A 19,120-nucleotide genomic window follows, 5' to 3' on the forward strand; every position below is an offset into this window, starting at 1 on the left:
CTCAGCGCGGGTTGAGGCGCTGCCACGCGGCGACGAAGGCGTCCGCCCGTTCGCCGATCTCGGCGGCGGACAGGCCCGGCGAATAAAGCGCCGAACCCAGCCCGAAACCGGCGACGCCGGCCTCCAGGAACGGCGCCATGGTGTCCGGGGCGATGCCGCCCACGGGCAACAGGCGGGTGCCGGCGGGCAGCACCGCGCGCATCGCCTTGATGACGCGCGGGCCGATCAGCTCCGCCGGGAAGATCTTCAGGGCGTCGGCACCCGCTGACAGCGCTGCGAAAGCTTCCGTCGGAGTGGCGATTCCAGGCAGGCTGACCAGCCCCGCGGCCTTGGCGGCACGGATCACCGCGGTGTCGGCATGGGGCATGACGACCAGATCGGCCCCGATCTCCTTCAGACGGGCCACCTGCTCCACCGCCAGAACCGTACCGGCGCCGACCAGCGCATCCCGCGGCAGAAGGCGGCGGATGGCGGCGATGCTGGCGAACGGATCGGGCGAGTTCAGCGGCACCTCGATCAGGCGGAAACCGCGGTCGTAGAGCGTGCGGGCGGCGTCCTCCGCCTCCGCGGGCGTCAGGCCGCGTAGGATGGCGACCAGCGGCAGGGCGGAGAAGGCGGCGTCGAAACGGGCGTTCAGCGTGTCGTCGGACATGATCGTTACTCCCCCGTCGGCGCGATCAGGCCGGCGGCAACGGCGAACTGGAAAAGCCCGCGCGGGGCGGTGTTCTCAAGCCGGTCGGTGGGCTCGACGCCCAGCAACTCCAGGCCGCGGACGTAGCGGCGGCAGAGCGCGCCCTCGCCGATCAGCAGCAGCGGACGGCCATCGTGCAGCTCGTTGCGCATGTGGCCGAGGCCGGAGGTCAGCTCGTGCCCGATCAGCAGGCCGGACAGGTAATCCTTCAGAAGCTCCGCCGGCATACGGCGGGTGATTCCCAGCGTGCGCGCGGCGAAGATCTGGTGCGTGAAGTCGCCCGGCCCGCTGGCCTGCGCCGCTTGCACGCCCTCGGCGAAGGCGGCGTCGGACTCGGCCTCCGTCGGGGCGGCGTCCGCCGGCATCAGCCGGCCGAGGATCGAGTGCTTGCACAACACGGCGAAGACCTCGCCGGTCATGTAGGTGGAGAAGCGGGTCATGCGTCCGCCCGCGATCTCCACCCATTTCGAATGGGTGCCGGGCAGCACCATGCAGGCGTCGCGGCCCCAATCCGGCCGGTCGGCCAGAACGCCGGCGATCTGGATCTCCTCGCCGCGCAGGATGTCCGGCGGGCCGCTGGGCGGGTCGTAGAGCATGCCCGGTGCGATCAGGATGCGCGCGCCCGACGCGCTGTCCACCGCGATAGCCTGCGAGGCCAGCGTGGCCGTGTCGGCGGGGCAGCGGACATAGGGTGCCTCGCGCCAGCCCTGGGCGCTGCCGACCATGCCGCCGGCCACGACCGGCAGGCCCGGATGGGACGCCAGCCAATCGCCGCACAGGTCGGTGAAGGCCTGCTCGAAGCCCGACAGGCCCGGCAGCGGCAGGTTCTGGATGCCATGCGCGTTGGCGCGCTGGTCCAGCACGCGCCCGGCGCGGTCCATCAGGAAGCCGCGCAGGCTGGAGGTTCCCCAATCAAGGGCGATCAGCGATGCCCCGACGCCCGTTCGTCCCGTTTCCATCCCAAATCCTTTGAAATCGCGTCGGCAACCGCCAGGACGATCGGTCCAAGCTCCTCCATCCGTTCGTCCGGCATGTACGGCACGGCGCTCGCCACGCTGATGGCGGCGACCACCTGGTTGCGGACGTCACGGATCGGCGCGCCGACGCAGCGGATGCCGATTTCGTTTTCCTCGAGGTCGAAGGACCAACCGCGCTCCACATAGGCGGCCAGCCGGGATTCGAACTCCGGCCAGGGCGCCAGCGGGGGGCGTTCCGGCGCCGCCGCGGTCAGGCGGCGCGCGTGTTCGTAAAGCTCCGGCCAGCGGTCGCGCGGCAGACCGAGAAGAAGCGCCTTCCCCAGCCCCGTGGAGGCCAGAGGCATGCGCAGGCCGATGCGCGACCGCATCTCCAGCCCGCGCGTGTTCGGGATCTTGTCGAGGTAGAAGACCTCCGCCCCCTCGACGACGCCGAGATGGACGGTGTCGCCGGTCAGGCGGGCCAGCGCCTCGATGTGGGGGCGGGCGACGGCGACCAGCGGGCGCTGCTCCAGAGCGCGCATGCCGAGTTCGATCAGCTTCGGCCCCAGCAGATAGCCCTTGTAGGGAACGTGATGCAGATAGCCTTCCAACGTCAGGCTGTTGAGCATCCGGTGGGTCGTGCTGCGCGGCGTGCCCAGCCGGGCGGCGATGCCCTTCACGTCGCCGACGCCCGCCGCCACGCATTCCAGGAGGGCGAGGCCGCGCATCAGCGTCTGGGTTCCGGAGGCCTGCGGCTTCTCCGGAGACTCCTGCGCATCGAGAGGATTCGCTCCGACGCCGGCCATGCCCTCCCCCCTGTGTTGTTGCCCACTATCTGGCATATCAGTTTCATCCACTCTAAGATTCCGCCCATAGTGTGTCAAATAAATTTCTCACTGTCCATATAGTGGGACAATTGCGCAAGCAACCGGCCCCCCCGCCGTCTTGACCGGGGCGGCGGCCCTGCCCATCTGTTCGTGTGAGGCGACCGGGGCCGCGCATGGTGCGGGCCACACAGGCCGTCTTCCCGCGCCTTCGAAAAGGGCGGGAACCATAACGAACGGAGTGCCTGATGGACTTCGGTCTGTTCACCGACCGTGCGCGCGGCGTCATCCAGGCCGCGCAACTGGCGGCTCTCGCCGGACGCCACCAACAGCTCGTCCCCGAACATCTCGTGAAGGCCCTGGTCGAGGACGCCGACGGCGTGCCCGCCCGGCTGATCCGCGATGCCGGCGGCGACCCCGAGCTTTTGAGGAGCGCCGCCGAGGAAACCCTGAACCGCCAGACCCGCGTGGATGGCGAAGGGCCGCACCCGATCTTCATGTCCCCCGCGCTCGCCAGCGTGCTCCAGGGCGCCGTCGAAACGGCGCGCGGGGCCGGCGACAAATTCGTCTCCCCCGAACGGCTTCTCGTATCGCTGGCCGCCCAGGGCGGCAGCACCCGTGCGCTGTTCCACCGCGCCGGCGTCGATCCCGCGGTGCTGGTCGAAGGCGTGGAGTCGCTGAGCAGGAACCGCCCGGCCGACCGGCAGGAGGATTCGCAGATGGGCGAGGCGCTCGCCAAATACGCCCGCGACCTGACGGAAGAGGCCCGGCAGGGCCGTCTCGACCCGGTGATCGGGCGCGACGACGAGATCCGGCGGACCATCCAGGTCCTGGCCCGGCGCACCAAGAACAACCCCGTCCTGATCGGCGAGCCCGGAGTCGGCAAGACCGCCGTGGTGGAGGGTCTGGCCCAGCGGCTGGCCTCCGGCGACGTGCCGGAGGGGCTGAAGGACCGGCGCGTCCTCGCGCTCGACCTCACCGCCCTGCTGGCCGGCGCCAAGTTCCGCGGCGACTTCGAGGAGCGGCTGAAGGCCGTCCTGGCGGAGGTCCAGCAGGCGGCGGGCCGCATCATCCTGTTCATCGACGAACTGCATTCGCTGATCGGCGCGGGCCGCACGGACGGCGCGATGGACGCCGCCAACATGCTGAAGCCCGCGCTGGCGCGCGGCGAACTGCGCTGCGTCGGCGCCACCACGCCCGACGAGTACCGCAAGTACATCGAGAAGGACGCGGCGCTGGCCCGCCGCTTCCAGCCGGTGAACGTGGACGAGCCGTCCGACGAGGACGCCGTGTCGATCCTGCGCGGCATCAAGGGCAAGTACGAGGTGCACCACGGCGTGCGCATCGCCGACGCGGCGGTGGTCGCGGCGGTGCAGCTCTCCGCCCGCTACATCGCCGACCGCCGCCTGCCCGACAAGGCCATCGACCTGGTCGACGAGGCGGCGAGCCGCCTGCGCATGGCCATCGACAGCAAGCCGGAGGCTCTGGACGCCGTCGGGCGGCGCGTCGCCCAGTTGAAGATCGAGCGCGAGGCCCTGAAGGCGGAGCCGGACGCCGCCTCCCGGGAACGGCTGCTCAAGCTGGAGGCCGAACTCGCCGAGGACGAGGCGAAGCTGACCGCCATGGAAGAGGAATGGCGCGCCAGCCACTCCCGCCGCACCGAGGGCCGCCGCCTGAAGGAGGAGCTGGACCAGGCCCGCACGAAGCTGGAGCACGCGCAGCGCGACGGCGACTGGGCCAAGGCCGGCGAGCTGGCCTACGGCGTCATCCCCGACCTGGAGAAGCGTCTGGGCGATGCCGAATCCCGCGCCAACACGGAGCGGGAGGAGGTCACGGCGAAGGACATCGCCGCCGTCGTCACCCGCTGGACCGGCATCCCGGTCGACCGCATGCTGGACGGCGAGCGGCAGCGGCTGAAGGGCATGGAGGACCGGCTGGCCGAGCGCGTGGTCGGTCAGGCGGAGGCCGTGCGCGCCGTGTCGAAGGCGGTGCGCCGGGCGCGGGCGGGACTGAAGGACCCCAACCGTCCCACCGGCTCCTTCCTGTTCCTCGGCCCCACCGGCGTCGGCAAGACGGAGCTGGCGAAGGCGCTGGCCGCCTTCCTGTTCGATGACGAGAACGCGGTCACCCGCGTCGACATGTCGGAGTATATGGAGAAGCACTCCGTCGCCCGCATGATCGGCTCGCCTCCGGGCTATGTCGGTTATGACGACGGCGGCACACTGGCCGAGAAGATCCGGCGCCGGCCCTATCAGGTCGTCCTGCTGGACGAGGTGGAGAAGGCCCATCCGGACGTGCTGAACGTGCTGCTCCAGGCGCTCGACGACGGGCGGCTGACCGATGGGCAGGGCCGCACGGCGGACTTCCGCCACGCGATCCTGATCATGACATCGAACCTGGGGGCGGACGCCCTGACCGCGCTCGGCGAGGACGACAGCCTGGAGGGGGCGCGGGTCGAGGTGATGGACGCGGTGCGCCGCGCCTTCCGGCCGGAGTTCCTGAACCGGCTGGACGACGTGCTGATCTTCCGCCGGCTGGGGCGGGAGCAGATGGCCCACATCGTGGACATCCAGCTCGCCCGCGTCGCGGAGCGTCTGGCGGAACGCGGCCTGTCCCTGACCGCCGACGACGCGGCCCGCGCCCGGCTGGCCGAACTCGGCTGGGACCCGGCCTTCGGCGCGCGTCCTTTGAAGCGTGCGGTGCAGAATCTGGTGGAGGACCCCATCGCCGAACGTCTGCTGGACGACGAGGTGGACGAGCGCTCGACCCTGCATCTGTCGGCGCGGGATGGCCGCCTGACCCTGGATGGCGTCCCGGTCGAGGAGGACCGCGCCACCGGCTTCAAGGCGCCCGAACGCCCGCCGCTGGGCTTCGCCCTGACGGGCAGCGGCGGCGGACGCAGCGCCGCGGTCCACTGAACGACGACGCTGCCCCCTCCCTAACCCTCCCCCCGCTCTCGGCGGACCAAAGGTCCGCCTGCCGCGTCAGCGCAAACCAAAGGTTTGCGCGAGAGCTTCGAGGTGGAGGGGACTGCCGCCGCTTCGCAGAAGGCACCCTCTCCCTCGAAGAGGGGGAGGGTCGGGGTGGGGGCAACGTCAGCCCCTTTTATGTCCCCTGCCGCTCCGCCACCATCAGCCAGCGCGCCAGGGCGTAGAGGTTGACCGCCACATAGACCGCGGCCCCCACGACCCCCATGATGAGCCCGCCGAGCTGCTGGTCGGCCAGGGCGGACAGACCCCAGGGCGCCGTCGTCACCAGATGGTAGACGAACAGCGGTTGCGGGGCGAAGATCAGCAGCGCCGCCAGGATGGCGAGATGGACCGAGGTGCCGAAGGCCGACAGCAGCCCCCGCGCCCGCATCGCCGGCCCGTCCGGCGCCAGCACCGTCCGCCACGCCGCGACCGCGCCGACGAGCAGGCTGCCGTGCATCGCCCACAGCACCGCATCGAAGCGCAGCGCCGCCATGTAGGGTCCCGGCAGGTGCCACACCCACAGGAACAGCCCGAACAGGCCCCAGGCGATCTCCGGAACTCCGAGGGGTGACGCCAGGGTCCTCGCCCAGCCGCGCCAGCGCACCGCTCGCGTCGGCCAGGACAGGACCAGCAGAGGCGCCGCCACCTGTATGGTCAGGAGATGCTGCACGACCCGCGCCGAGAACAGGGCGGAGGTCAGGTTGCACAGCGGCGACACGAAGGCCGCGAACAGCACCAGCCACCCGGCGGCGAAGCACCAGGACTGGTGGCGCGCCATTCTTGTCCCGTGCCCTGCCCCATGCCGGTTCACGACCGCCGCGTATCCGACGGCGGCCAGGGCAAAGACGGCGAGCAGCACCGGATCGCCGTTCCAGGCGCTCCAGAACCCCTCCGGCACCGGCGGGGGACCGCAATAGGGGATGATGGACGGCTGCGTTCCAACGGGCACGGCTGGACCTCCCTAGGTCGACTGCCATGTAAAACCCGCCGCAGCCCTTGGGTTCCCCTTTTTCAGGCCCGCTCGGCGCTTTCGATCAGGTCGGTGCGCCCGATGCGGCGCAGGGAGGCTTCCAGCCGCGTGTCGTCCTCGCGGATTTCCCGCAGGGTGCGCAACGTGAAGACGACATGCGCCTCCGCCGCGGCCCGCGCGCCTTCGGCGTCCCCCGCCACCACCGCGTTCGCGATGGCCAGATGCTGGTCCAGCAGCAGGTTCCGCACGCCGGGCCGGGTGTAGAGCCGGTCGCGGTTGTAGAACACGTCGTTTCGCAGCATCTCCGACAGGGCGCCCATGATGTGCAGCATCACCGTGTTGTGCGCCGCCTCGTAGATGGCGAGGTGAAGCTGCGCGTCGACGTCCGCCTCCTCCGACGGATCGTCCTGCCGATGGGCATCCTTCATGCGCTGTGCCAGAGCGTGGATCGCCTCGCGGTCGAGGTCGGTCGCCCGCTGCGCGGCCAGCCCGGCGGCGGCGGCCTCGATGGCGCTGCGGAACTCCAGATAATGGAAGGGCGCGTCCGGATCGGATTGCAGCAGCGCCGCCAGCGGGGCCGCGATGGGGGCGAGGAACTGCGCGATGTGCGTGCCGTTGCGCCCGGAGACGAGCAGCCCACGCTCCTCCAGCTTCTCCAGGGCGTCGCGCAGCGACGGGCGCGAGACGTCCAGCTTCAACGCCAGATCCCGTTCCGGCAGGAGCTTCTCCCCCGGACGCAGGACGCCTTCCCGGATCAGCGTCTCCAGATGGTCCGCGATGGCGTCCGCCAGCTTGGCCGGCTTTATCATTCCCTTGCCCTGCATCCGCAGCAATCCCGCCTGATCCCGAAAGCTAGATATCGTCACGGCTCCCGCGCGTCCAGCCCCACCGAGGCCCGCGGCGCCGTTTCCCGGCGGGTCCGTCACCGGACGGGTCAAATGGTAATACCAGAAGCAAGAAAAAGTCTTCAGCCTCGCTGACGGTAAATTGAATTTTCCCTATTGCCAACCATGGCGACCCAATGTATCCGTGAATTGCCTTTGGTCATAATTTTTGACCGGAGCCGAACCCAAGAAAAAACTGATCTCCACAGTCCACGGGCTGCGGAATGAAAGGCGGCGCGCGTCCGGATAAGACGTGCGGGTCCGGGCTCCATTCACGGTCGCCGGCCAAAGGGCAGTACCGAGAATCGCGGCATAGGAAGGAAACATGCAGCCCTGGACCCAAGTCTACGATCCCGCGGGTAACCTTTGGCTTTCGGCACTTGTGGCCGCGTTGCCGATCATTTTCTTCTTCATCGCGCTGACGGTCCTGCGCATGAAGGGCCACGTCGCGGGCACCATCACCGTCGCCATTTCGCTGGCCGTGGCCATCCTGTTCTACCAGATGCCGGTGGGCATGGCGCTGGCGTCGGCCGGCTACGGCTTCCTCTACGGTCTGTGGCCCATCGCCTGGATCATCGTGGCCGCCGTGTTCCTCTACAAGATCACGGTCAAGACCGGCCAGTTCGAGATCATCCGCTCGTCGGTGGTGTCGATCACCGAGGACCAGCGGCTTCAGATGCTGATGGTCGGCTTCTCCTTCGGCGCCTTCCTGGAAGGGGCTGCGGGCTTCGGCGCGCCGGTCGCCATCACGGCGGCGCTGCTGGTCGGCCTGGGCTTCAACCCGCTCTACGCCGCCGGTCTCTGCCTGATCGCCAACACCGCCCCGGTGGCCTTCGGCGCCATGGGCATTCCGATCATCGTCGCCGGGCAGGTCACCTCGCTCGACCCGTTCAAGATCGGCGCCATGGCCGGCCGCCAGCTTCCGCTGCTCTCCGTCTTCGTCCCGTTCTGGATCGTCATGATCATGGACGGCTGGAAGGGCATCCGCGAGACGTGGCCCGCCATCCTGGTCGCCGGCGGCACCTTCGCCGTCACCCAGTACTTCACCGCCAACTTCATCGGGCCGGAGCTGCCGGACATCACCTCCGCGCTGGTCAGCCTCGTCAGCATCACCGTCTTCCTGAAGTTCTGGAAGCCGAAGGCCATCTTCCGCTTCGCCAACTCCCCGCTGCCCAGCGCCCCGGTGCCGCAGTCGGTCGGCGCCATGGCGACGAGCGAGTTCGCCGCCGAGCGCGGCTACAGCGCCGGTGAGATCGCCAAGGCCTGGTCGCCCTTCCTGATCCTGACCGTGATCGTCACGATCTGGAGCCTGAAGCCCTTCAAGGCCCTGTTCGCCAAGGGCGGCGCGCTGGCCGACACGGTGCTGTACTTCCCGATCGCCGGGCTGGACAAGCTGGTGCTGAAGGCTGCCCCGATCGTCGCCTCGCCGAAGCCGATCGACGCCGTCTACAAGCTGGACCTGCTGTCGGCCACCGGCACGGCCATCCTGATCTCGGCCATCGTCACGATGGTCATGCTGAAGATGCGCCCCGCCGACGGCGTGAAGACCTTCGTCGAGACGGTGAGCGAGCTGAAGCGCCCGATCTACTCGATCGGCATGGTTCTGGCCTTCGCCTTCATCGCCAACTACTCGGGCCTGTCCTCCACCCTGGCGCTGCTGCTGGCCGGCACGGGCTTCCTGTTCCCGTTCTTCTCGCCGATCCTGGGCTGGCTGGGCGTGTTCCTGACCGGGTCCGACACGTCGAGCAACGCGCTGTTCTGCGGCCTCCAGGCCACGACGGCGCAGCAGGTGGGCGTGTCCGACGTGCTGATGGTCGCGGCCAACACGACGGGCGGCGTCACCGGCAAGATGATCTCCCCGCAGTCCATCGCCGTGGCCTGCGCCGCGGTGGGTCTGGTGGGCCGCGAGTCCGAACTGTTCCGCTTCACCGTGAAGCACAGCCTGTTCTTCGTCGCGATCATCGGCGTCATCACCATGATCCAGGCCTACATCCTGCCCTGGATGATCCCGTAAGCGTCATGTCGCACCAAGCCTGATTTCCTACGGCGCCGCTCGGCCATCCATCCGGTCGGGCGGCGCCACTTTCTTTTGAAGCGCACCACCGCACTGCGGCGTGTTTTGGTCAATTGATTTTACCATTGCGGTCGTCAAACAAATCGATTATCCGACCAACGGACTGAGGCGGATAAGAAGCTGTCCGCGAGACGGGCGGAAACAAGATTGCCCCAGCCACGCGCAACCCGGACCGGCGATCACGGAGGAGTCGTCGCGCGGTCCCAGATCCGGAGGCCCCGAGAACCGATGCTGCCCGCGCCCTATGACCGCCTGCACGCGGCCCTCCGGGAGTTCATGCCGGACGAACGCCTCGTCACCGACCCGCTGCGCACGCTGGCCTACGGCACGGACGGCAGCTTCTACCGCCTGATCCCGAAGATCGTCGCCATCGTCGAGGACGAGGGCGAGGTGGTGCGGCTTCTGAACCTTTGCCGGGAGCTGAAAACCCCGGTGACCTTCCGCGCCGCCGGCACCAGCCTGTCGGGTCAGGCGGTGACCGATTCCGTCCTGGTCCTGCTGGGCGACGGCTGGCGCGGCTGCACAATCCCGCCGGGGGCGGCGACGGTGACCCTCCAGCCCGGCGTCATCGGGGCGGAGGCGAACCGCAAGCTGGCCCCCTTCGGGCGCAAGATCGGGCCCGACCCGGCCTCCATCGCCACCGCCAAGATCGGCGGCATCGCGGCGAACAACGCCAGCGGCATGTGCTGCGGCACCGCGCAGAACAGCTACCGCACACTGGCCTCCATGCGGCTGGTGCTGGCCGACGGCACGCTGCTGGACACCGGCGACGCGGCCAGCCGCGCCGCCTTCGCCGTCAGCCACGGCGCCCTGCTGTCCGGCCTGTCCGATCTGGCCGCCCGCACCCGCGCGGATGAGAAGCTGGCCGAGCGCATCCGCAACAAGTTCCGCATCAAGAACACCACCGGCTACAGCCTGAACGCCCTGGTGGACTTCGAGGACCCCGTCGAGATCCTCCAGCACCTGATGATCGGGTCGGAGGGCACGCTCGGCTTCCTGTCCGAGATCACCTACAACACGGTGCCGGAACACGCCCACAAGGCGAATGCCCTGCTGATGTACCCGGACATCGGGGAAGCCTGCCGCGCCGTCGCGCTGATGAAGCCGACACCGGTCTCGGCGGTGGAGCTGATGGACCGCGCCTCCCTGCGCTCGGTCGAGGGCAAGCCGGGCATGCCGGACTTCATCGGCGGGCTGGGGCCGGACGCCTCCGCCCTGCTGGTGGAGATCCGCGGCGAGGACGCGGCGGCGCTCGACGCCAACATCGCCGCGGTCGGCGCGGTGATCGCCAACACCCAGACCCTGTTCCCGGCGACCTTCACCACCGACGCCAAGCTGGGCGAAAGCTACTGGAAGATCCGCAAGGGCCTGTTCCCGGCGGTCGGCGCCATGCGCAAGGTCGGGACCACCGTCATCATCGAGGACGTGGCCTACCCGCTCGACCGGCTGGCCGAGGCGACGGTCGAGCTTCAGGCCATGTTCCTGGAGTTCGGCTACACCGAGGCGATCATCTTCGGCCACGCGCTGGAAGGGAACCTGCACTTCGTCTTCACCCAGGCCTTCGACACCGACGAGGAGGTGGACCGCTACCGCCGCTTCATGGACGCGGTGTGCGATCAGGTGGTGCGCAAGTACGACGGATCGCTGAAGGCGGAGCACGGCACGGGCCGCAACATGGCCCCCTTCGTGGAGATGGAGTGGGGGCCGCAAGCCTATGGCCTGATGAAGGAGATCAAGGCGCTGCTCGACCCGCAGGGCCTGCTGAACCCCGGCGTCATCCTGAACGACGACCCGGAGGCGCATCTCAAGAACCTGAAGGCGATGCCGCCCGCGCACGCGCTGGTGGACACCTGCATCGAATGCGGCTTCTGCGAACCGACCTGCCCGTCGCACAGGCTGACCCTCTCCCCCCGCCAGCGCATCGTCGGCTGGCGCGAGATTTCCCGGCTGGAGGCCGAGGGGAGCGACAAGGAGCGGCTCGACGCTCTGCACGCCGCCTATGATTACCAGGGCATCGACACCTGCGCGGCCTGCGGCCTCTGTTCCACCGCCTGCCCGGTGGGGATCGAGACGGGGCTGCTCATCAAGGCGCTGCGCGGCGACCGCCGCGGGGCGGTGGCCCAGGGCGTGGGCCGCTACGTCGCCGGCCACACCGCCGGAGCGCTGTCGGTGGCCCGCGCCGGCCTGAAGCTGGCCGATCTGGCGAAGCGGACTTTGGGCGACGGCACCGCCAACACGCTGTTCGAGGGCTTGCGCAACGTCACCGGCCAGCGCCTGCCGCACCTGCCGCGCGCCCTGCCCACCCCGACCGACTTCACCCCGCCGGCCCAGCCGAAGGGTCCCGCCGACGCGCCGACCGTCGTCTATGTGCCGAGCTGCACCAGCCGCAGCATGGGTCCCGCCGCCGACGATCCGGAAAAGACCCCGCTGCCGGTGAAGGTGGAGGCGCTGTTCCGCAAGGCCGGCTACCGCGTCGCCTATCCGGAGCAGCTTTCGTCGCTGTGCTGCGGCATGCCGCTGGAGAGCAAGGGCCTCGCCGCGCAAGCCGACGCCAAGGCGGAGGAGATGGTCCGCGCCATCTGGGCGGCCAGCGCCGGCGGCACCGCCCCGGTGGTCCTGGACACCAGCCCTTGTTCCTTCCGGCTGAAGAAGCATCTGAAGGACGCCGGGCTCCAGGTCCTGGATCTGGTGGAATTCATCCACGACCATCTGCTGGACCGGCTGACCTTCACCAAGCAGACGGAACCGGTGGTGCTGCACCTGACCTGCTCCACCCGCCGCATGGGCCTGGACGGCAAGATGAAGGCGGTGGCCGCGGCCTGCGCCACCCAGGTGGTGGTGCCCGAGGATGTCGGCTGCTGCGGTTTCGCGGGCGACAAGGGCTTCACCACACCGGAACTGAACGCCCACGCCCTGCGCCACCTGTCGAAGGACATCCCCGCCGGGGCCAAGGCCGGTTATTCGAACAGCCGGACCTGCGAGATCGGGCTGTCCGATCACTCCGGCTTGCCGTACCGTTCCATCGTCTATCTGGTCGATGCCTGCTCGACGCCGAAGGCTCCCGCCCCGGCTTCCGCGCGCGCGTCGGAACCCGCATTCTGACGCGGGAGGGAGGAAAACCATGACCCACGACGGCACCATAAGCCGCCCCGACAATGTGTATTTCTTCGGCACCTGTCTGGTGGACCTGTTCTATCCGGAGGCCGGCATGGCCGGCATGGAGCTGCTGAAGGCGCAGGGCATCCGCGTCGTCTTCCCACAGGGGCAGAGCTGCTGCGGCCAGCCCGCCTACAATTCCGGCTACCGGGAAGAGGCGCTGAAGGTCGCCCGCGCGCAGCTTGACTACTTCCCCGGCGACTGGCCCATCGTCGTGCCGTCGGGGTCCTGCGCCGGCATGATGAAGAAGCACTGGCCCGACCTGTTCAAGGGCGAGCCGGACGAGGCCCGCGCCTGTCAGGTGGCGTCCCGCGTGTGGGAACTGACCCAGTTCCTCGTCCAGGTCCTGAAGGTCGAATTCGAGGACCAGGGGCCGCCGGTGACGATCACCTGGCACGCCTCCTGCCACGCCCAGCGTGAAATGGGCGTGACTGACGAGCCGAAGACCCTGCTGCGCCAGCTCGCCAACGTGGAACTGGTCGAGTTGCAGCGGGAAAAGGAATGCTGCGGCTTCGGCGGCACCTTCGCCGTGCGCCATCCGGAAATCTCCGCGGCGATGGTCGGCGACAAGGTGGCGGACATCGAGAACACCGGGGCCAAGGCCGTGGTGTCCGGCGACTGCGGCTGCCTGATGAACATTTCCGGCGCTCTGGAGGCTGGCCGGAAGCCGGTCCGCGGCGTCCACATCGCCCAGTTCCTGAAGGAGCGCACCCATGGGTGAGACCAGCGTGAACTTCGCCAAGGCGTCTTCCGCGGCGCTTCAGGACCAGCAGCTTCGCGGCAACTTCCGCCGCGCCATGGATGGGCTGATGTCCAAGCGCGCGGTGCAGTTCGCCGACACCGCCGAGTGGAACGCGGTCCGCACGCTCGGCGCCTCGGTCCGCCTGCGCGCCCTGTCCAAGCTGCCGGAACTGCTGGAGACGCTGGAAGCCAACTGCACCCGCAACGGCATCCAGGTCCATTGGGCGTCCACCACCGACGAGGCCAACGCCATCGTCCTGTCGATCATGCAGCGCGTGAACGCGAAGCTGGTGGTCAAGGGCAAGTCGATGGTGTCGGAGGAGATGCACCTCAACGCCTTCCTGGAAAGGCACGGCATCGAGAGCCTGGAAAGCGACCTCGGCGAATACATCGTCCAGCTTGATGAGGCGATGCCCTCGCACATCATCATGCCGGCGATCCACATGAACACCAAGCAGATCGCCCATCTGTTCAAGCAGAAGATCAAGGAGGCGGAATACACCGAGGACGTGGCCCAACTGACGGACCTCGCCCGCCGCGTCCTGCGCAAGAAGTTTGCGACCGCCGACGTCGGCATTTCCGGCGTCAACATGGCGGTGGCGGAGACGGGCACGCTCTGCCTGGTGGAGAACGAGGGCAACGGGCGCATGAGCACCACCGTGCCGCCCGTCCACATCGCCGTCATGGGCCTGGAAAAGGTCGTGGAGAAGCTGGAGGACGTGCCGCCGGTCATCAGCCTGCTGACCCGCTCCGCCACCGCCCAGCCGATCACCACCTACGTCAACATGATCTCCAGCCCCCGCAAGGAGGGGGAAAAGGACGGCCCGAACGAGATCCATCTGGTGATCCTCGACAACGGGCGGTCCGGCATCTACGCCGACGAGGAGCTGCGCAACACGCTGCGCTGCATCCGCTGCGGCGCCTGCATGAACCACTGCCCGGTCTACACCAAGGTCGGCGGCCACGCCTATCAGGCGCCCTACCCCGGCCCGATCGGTTCGATCCTGATGCCGCAGGTGGAAGGGCTGGAGAAGCGGGGCGAGTTGCCGCACGCCTGCACCATGTGCAACGCCTGCGTCGAAATCTGCCCGGTGAAAATCCCCATCGTGGAGATCATGGGCCGACTGCGGTCGGAGGCCGTCCACCCCGGCGACGCCGTGAAAGGCGCCGGTTCGCACGCCAGCAAGGCGGAGGCGATGGTTTGGAAGGGCTGGTCGATGACCTACGCCTCGCCGCTCGCCTACCAGTTCGCGACGGCGCTTCTGGCGAAGCTGGGCAACGCCGCGCCCGCCAGCCTGCCGCTTCTGAAGGAGTGGACGAATGTGCGGTCCAAGCCGCGCTTCGCCGCCCGCACGCTCCACGCCCTCGCCCGCGAAAAGGGGATTCCCGATGTCTGAGGCCAGAAACGCCATCCTGGGTAAGCTGCGCGCCGGGCGCGACGCCCACCCCCTGACCCCGCCGGAGTCCGACTTCGCCGTCCTGCGCAACAAGCGCTGGGAAGGCGACGAACGGCTGGAGCGCATCAAGCGCATGATGGAGGCCGTGCACACGGAATTCCTGGAGACGACGGAGGCGAACTGGCCCGCCGACGTTCAGGCGTTCCTCAAGGCGCAGGGCACCCGCAACCTGCTGTTCGGCCCGGCGACCGAGGCCGGAGCGCGCCTGTCCGCCGAATGGACGGCGGACGGACCTGAACTGGTCCCCTACGCCGACCGGGTGGAGACTTTCAAGGAGCGGCTGTTCGACGGCATCGACGCCGGCATCACCACGACGCTGGGCGCCATCGCCGACACCGGCAGCCTGATCGTCTGGCCGACGCCGGAGGAGCCGCGGCTGATGTCGCTGGTGCCGCACATGCATCTGGCGCTTCTGCGCGCCGATGCGCTGTACGACACCTTCTGGCAGGCGATGACCGAGAACCGCTGGGCGGATGGCATGCCGACCAACGCCCTGCTGATCTCCGGCCCGTCGAAGACGGCGGACATCGAACAGACGCTGGCCTACGGCGTCCACGGTCCGAAGCGGCTGGTGGTGGTCGTCATCCGTTAGGGTCGTCAATTTCCCTCTCCCTCCCTTTCCCAGGGCGAGAGAGGGATTCGGCAACACCCTGCTGCCTTGCAAGTCAGTCCTGCACGGGTGGTCGCGCGCTGCCGGAACGGGTATAGTGCGGGGCCTTGTTCTCTTCCGTCATTTCAGGACCCCACCGCCTTGGACCAGACCACCGACCTCTCGCCCCAGTCCGCGACCATCGCCGAACGCGTAGCCAAGACCGGAATCGACGAGGCGATGATCGAATCCCTCGTCCGCACCTTCTACGGCAAGATCCGGGACGATGCCCTGCTCGGCCCGGTCTTCGGCGCGGCGATCACGGATTGGGAGCCGCATCTGCGGAAGATGATGGACTTCTGGTCCTCCGTCGCCCTGCTGACCCACCGCTACGATGGGCGCCCCCTGCCCGCCCACGTCCGCTTCGACATCGGGGCGGCCCATTTCGAGCGCTGGTTGGAGCTGTTCCACGAGACGACGGCGGAGGTCTGCACGCCCGAGGCCGCCGCCTTCTTCGAGGACCGCGCCGCCAACATCGGGCGCAGCATCCAGATGGGGGTAAATTTCTTCCGCAAGCAGGCCGCCGCCGACGCTGCCGCCGCCAAAACAGACGTCGCCGCCAAAACAGACGTCAAGGCCGGCTCCTGATCAGGTCGCGCGCACCGGCTTGCCCCTCACGCCCCAGCTTTGGGTGAAGTCGCGCACGCCGGGGATGGTCATCATGTGCGCGTCCTTGACGTAGGCGAACTGGTTGGGGCCAAGCTCGTACTCCGTCATGGTGATGCCCTTGGCACGGCAGCGTTTCTGCTCCTCCGCGCGGATGCGGCGGTCGGAAACCACCATGTCGGGATGCTCCAGCCCGACCCCGGCGCAGAAGCTGCGGAAGCCGCTGTTGGTTCCCTCCGCGACGAGGCGCGGCTGGGTGTCGGGCGTGCTGCTGAAGCGGCTGGCCGCGGTGCCGACCGCCCCCCGCATGGACGGGCTGCCGACGATCCAGATCCCGCGCTCCTCCGGCGGCGGCTTCGGCACGGTCGGGGGCGGCAGGGCGGCCTTCTGCGGCGGCGGCTGGAAGCCCGGGAACTGGCAGCCGGCCAGCACGGCGGCGGCGGCGATCACGGCAAGTCCTTTCGACAGCGATGGCACTCTGTTGTCTCCTCCACAGCCCTCACACGACGCGGCGCCGTCGGGCGCCGCTGGGGATAGCAACGCTCAAGCCGGCCTTTCGGCTCCAAGTTGGCGGGCAAGCGCGGCTTCGAGAAGGCGGGGCGTCACCGGCTTGTGCATCAGACCGATGCCATGACGGGCGGCGTCGCGTTGCGGTTCCGGCCCGATCTCCCCGGTGACGATGATGCCCGGCACGTCGGTGCCGAAGAGGTCGCGGACGTTCAGGATGGCCTCGGTGCCGACGCGGCCCTGGCGCAGCCGGTAGTCGGCCAGCACGATGTCGGGCCGCCGCCCGTCGGCACGCAGGCGCTCCAGGGCCTCGGCGGTGCTCCCGGCGGACAGCACCGCGAATCCCCATTCCCCCAGCATCGCCGTCAGCCCCATCTGCACGATGACGTCGTCCTCCACGACCACGGCGAGCCGCCCGTCGCCGGTCGCCGTCGCGGCATCGGCCCGCGGCGTCGCGGAATCGGGCGCCGATCCGGGCACCGCCTTGCGCGGCGCCTCCTGGCGGACCAGGGGCACGCTGATGGAAAAGATCGACCCGCGGCCCTGCCGCGACACCAGATCCACCCGATGGTCGAGCAGCCGCGACAGCCGGCGCACGATGGCCAGCCCGAGGCCCAGGCCCTGCTCCCGGTCGCGTTCCGGATTCCCGACCTGGTGGAATTCCTCGAAGATGCGCTCCCGCTGCTCGGGCGGAATGCCCAGGCCCGTGTCGTGCACCTCGATGCACAGGCGGGCCCCCTGCGGACGGCAATCGACCATCACCCGGCCCCGCTCGGTGTAGCGGATGGCGTTGTCGACCAGATTGCGCAGCATCCTCCCCAGCAACACCCGGTCGCTGCGCACCGCGCCCGTGAAGGGAACGACACGCCAGTCGAGCCCCTTGGCCTCGGCCAGCGGGGCGTAGGCGGCGGACAAGGGACCGAGCAGATCGGCGACGGGAAAGTCCTCGATCTGCGGCGCCACCACCCCGGCGTCGAGGCGAGACACGTCGAGCAGGCTGTCCAGCAGGTCCTTCAGCGTATCCAGCCCTTGCTGAAGCCTGTTCAGCGCCTGCCGTCCGGCATCGCTGGCGACATGGGACCCCAGCGCCCCGGCGAACAGAAGGATGGACTGCATGGGTTGGCGCAGATCGTGGCTGGCCGCGGCCAGGAAGCGGCCCTTGGACCGGTCGGCCTCCTCCGCCGCCTGCTGTGCGCGCCGGATCTCGTGGATGTCCACCGCGGTGCCGATCCAGGAAACGACGGCGCCCTTCTCCCGCACCGGCACCACGCGGCACTGGTGCCAACGCCACGCCCCGTCGGCGCGCTGGACCCGGACGTTGCACTGGTATGGGGTGCCGGCGGCAATGGAGCGCGCCCGCAACTCCAGAAAGCTCGCACGGTCGTCCGGATGGATGATCTTCCAGGCGGACATCGCCTCGACGTCCCGCCCGGTGTAGGCGCGAAGCTCCGCGTTGTAGTATTCGGGCTCGCCGTCCGGACGGTTGATCCACATGAGCAGCGGCGTGTTGTCCACCAGCGTCCGGAACCGCGCCTCGCTCGACCGCAACGCGTCCTCCGCGCGCTTGCGGGCGGTGATGTCGCGGGCCACCCCGACGACCCCGATGGCGGTTCCCCAGGCGTCGCGCAGGGGCATCACGCTGATCATCAGGACGCGCTTGCCCTCCTCCGTGGGAAAGGGCAGTTCCTCCTCCACCGTTTCCTCCCGCCCGGTGACGATCACCCGTCCGCACAGGGCGTCGAGCCGTTCGGCCTCTTCCGGGGGGAACAGATCCTTGTCGGTCAGGCCGACCACCTCCTCCCGCGTCAGCCCGAACAGGCGCGCGGTCGCGGAATTGACCAGGGTGAAGCGGAGCCGCCGGTCCTTGGCGAAAATCGGATCGGTGACGCTTTCCAGAAGGCTTTCCAACAAAGCGGTCTTGTCCCGCAGCAGCATCTCCGCCGCCTGCGCGACGCGGTTGGCGGCCTGGGACTCCAACTCGTGCATGGCGAGGCGGGCGAAGTCCTCCAGGTCCCGTTCGTCCTCCGCATCGAATTCCGGATGGGGCTTGACGTCGAGGAGGGAGAAGGTGCCGATCCGCAGACCGTCCGGCGTGATCAGCGGGGCTCCCGCGTAGAAGCGCAGGTGCGGCGGCCCGGCCACCAGCTCATGGCCGGCGAAGCGCTCGTCGTCCCGTGCGTCGCGCACGACCATCACCGCGTCGTCGAGGATGGTGAAGGCGCAGAAGGACAGCCGCCGTTCGAGGACCGCCGTCGTCAGGCCATAGCCGGCCTTGGACCACTGCCGCGTCTCGTCCACCAGATTGACCATGACCACGGGCATGCGGAAATGGCGGGCGCCCAGCCGGGTCAGCCGGTCGAAGGACGCCTCCGGCGGCGTGTCCAGAACGCCATAGCTCTTCAGCCGGTCGAGCCGGGCACGCTCGTTCACTGGCCATGGCGGCTCGAAACTGGTCAACGTGACCCCTTGCAAGACGACGCGAACGGTCAGGCGGCGGACGGCCTGTATTCATCATGTGGGCAGGGCGAAGGCTTATGGAAAGTCGCGGGACGGTCCCCCTTTGCTCCCCCCTGCCACCTTCTTCCGACTCTGCGGTACATTTCCTTTGACGGCAAACCCTTTGGAGCCCGGCA

The 19,120-nt window shown here is 68.9% G+C and carries 14 protein-coding genes; 7 read left to right on the forward strand and 7 right to left on the reverse strand.

Annotation, left to right across the window (positions count from 1 at the left end; genetic code table 11):
- Nucleotide 1: 1 nt before the first annotated feature.
- From DS843_RS19665 to DS843_RS19675, 3 genes are read right to left on the reverse strand one after another with little or no spacing between them, the layout of a single operon-like run.
- Complete coding sequence (locus DS843_RS19665) at nt 2-652, reverse strand: 2-dehydro-3-deoxy-6-phosphogalactonate aldolase (protein ID WP_149470531.1); 651 nt, start codon at nt 650-652, stop codon at nt 2-4.
- Nucleotides 653-657: 5 nt separating this feature from the next.
- Nucleotides 658-1,650, reverse strand: coding sequence for a 2-dehydro-3-deoxygalactonokinase (locus DS843_RS19670; RefSeq protein WP_149470532.1), 993 nt, complete (start codon nt 1,648-1,650; stop codon nt 658-660).
- Nucleotides 1,614-2,453, reverse strand: coding sequence for an IclR family transcriptional regulator (locus tag DS843_RS19675; RefSeq protein WP_149470533.1), 840 nt, complete (start codon nt 2,451-2,453; stop codon nt 1,614-1,616). Before DS843_RS19675 ends, DS843_RS19670 begins: the two co-directional genes overlap by 37 nt.
- A gap of 266 nt (nt 2,454-2,719) precedes the next feature.
- Here DS843_RS19675 and clpB point away from each other — a divergent pair, with 266 nt between their 5' ends.
- A complete protein-coding gene (gene clpB / locus DS843_RS19680; protein WP_149470534.1) occupies nt 2,720-5,389 on the forward strand; it encodes an ATP-dependent chaperone ClpB in 2,670 nt (889 codons plus the stop codon).
- Between the two features lie 187 nt (nt 5,390-5,576).
- Here the strand turns inward: clpB and DS843_RS19685 are convergent, their stop codons facing one another.
- Nucleotides 5,577-6,392, reverse strand: a complete 816-nt coding sequence (locus tag DS843_RS19685) for a cytochrome c oxidase assembly protein (RefSeq protein ID WP_149470535.1) — start codon at nt 6,390-6,392, stop codon at nt 5,577-5,579.
- A 62-nt stretch (nt 6,393-6,454) separates the two neighbouring features.
- On the reverse strand, nt 6,455-7,222 hold the full coding sequence (locus DS843_RS19690; protein WP_286192198.1) for an FCD domain-containing protein: 768 nt from the start codon (nt 7,220-7,222) through the stop codon (nt 6,455-6,457).
- A gap of 400 nt (nt 7,223-7,622) precedes the next feature.
- Here DS843_RS19690 and lldP point away from each other — a divergent pair, with 400 nt between their 5' ends.
- The 6 genes from lldP (at nt 7,623) to DS843_RS19720 (ending at nt 15,962) form a co-directional block, all read left to right on the forward strand.
- On the forward strand, nt 7,623-9,311 hold the full coding sequence (gene lldP, locus DS843_RS19695) for an L-lactate permease (RefSeq protein ID WP_149470537.1): 1,689 nt from the start codon (nt 7,623-7,625) through the stop codon (nt 9,309-9,311).
- A gap of 288 nt (nt 9,312-9,599) precedes the next feature.
- Complete coding sequence (locus DS843_RS19700) at nt 9,600-12,473, forward strand: FAD-binding and (Fe-S)-binding domain-containing protein (RefSeq protein WP_149470538.1); 2,874 nt, start codon at nt 9,600-9,602, stop codon at nt 12,471-12,473.
- Nucleotides 12,474-12,492: 19 nt separating this feature from the next.
- Nucleotides 12,493-13,248, forward strand: coding sequence for a (Fe-S)-binding protein (locus DS843_RS19705; RefSeq protein WP_149470539.1), 756 nt, complete (start codon nt 12,493-12,495; stop codon nt 13,246-13,248).
- On the forward strand, nt 13,241-14,665 hold the full coding sequence (locus tag DS843_RS19710) for a LutB/LldF family L-lactate oxidation iron-sulfur protein (RefSeq protein WP_149470540.1): 1,425 nt from the start codon (nt 13,241-13,243) through the stop codon (nt 14,663-14,665). The genes DS843_RS19705 and DS843_RS19710 overlap by 8 nt, the downstream gene beginning before the upstream one ends.
- Nucleotides 14,658-15,317, forward strand: coding sequence for a LutC/YkgG family protein (locus DS843_RS19715; RefSeq protein WP_149470541.1), 660 nt, complete (start codon nt 14,658-14,660; stop codon nt 15,315-15,317). The genes DS843_RS19710 and DS843_RS19715 overlap by 8 nt, the downstream gene beginning before the upstream one ends.
- Nucleotides 15,318-15,476: 159 nt before the next feature.
- Nucleotides 15,477-15,962: a group III truncated hemoglobin gene (locus DS843_RS19720; RefSeq protein ID WP_149470542.1), complete on the forward strand. Its 486-nt coding sequence runs from the start codon at nt 15,477-15,479 to the stop codon at nt 15,960-15,962.
- Here the strand turns inward: DS843_RS19720 and DS843_RS19725 are convergent, their stop codons facing one another.
- Together DS843_RS19725 and DS843_RS19730 are read right to left on the reverse strand one after the other, a co-directional pair.
- Nucleotides 15,963-16,457, reverse strand: coding sequence for a substrate-binding domain-containing protein (locus tag DS843_RS19725; RefSeq protein WP_149470543.1), 495 nt, complete (start codon nt 16,455-16,457; stop codon nt 15,963-15,965). It abuts the gene before it with no gap.
- Between the two features lie 66 nt (nt 16,458-16,523).
- Nucleotides 16,524-18,917 (reverse strand): PAS domain S-box protein, encoded by a 2,394-nt coding sequence (locus DS843_RS19730; protein WP_286192199.1) that lies wholly within the window; start codon nt 18,915-18,917, stop codon nt 16,524-16,526.
- Nucleotides 18,918-19,120: the final 203 nt, after the last annotated feature.

The sequence above is a fragment of the Roseomonas genomospecies 6 genome, assembly GCF_008365375.1.
GTDB lineage: Bacteria > Pseudomonadota > Alphaproteobacteria > Azospirillales > Azospirillaceae > Azospirillum.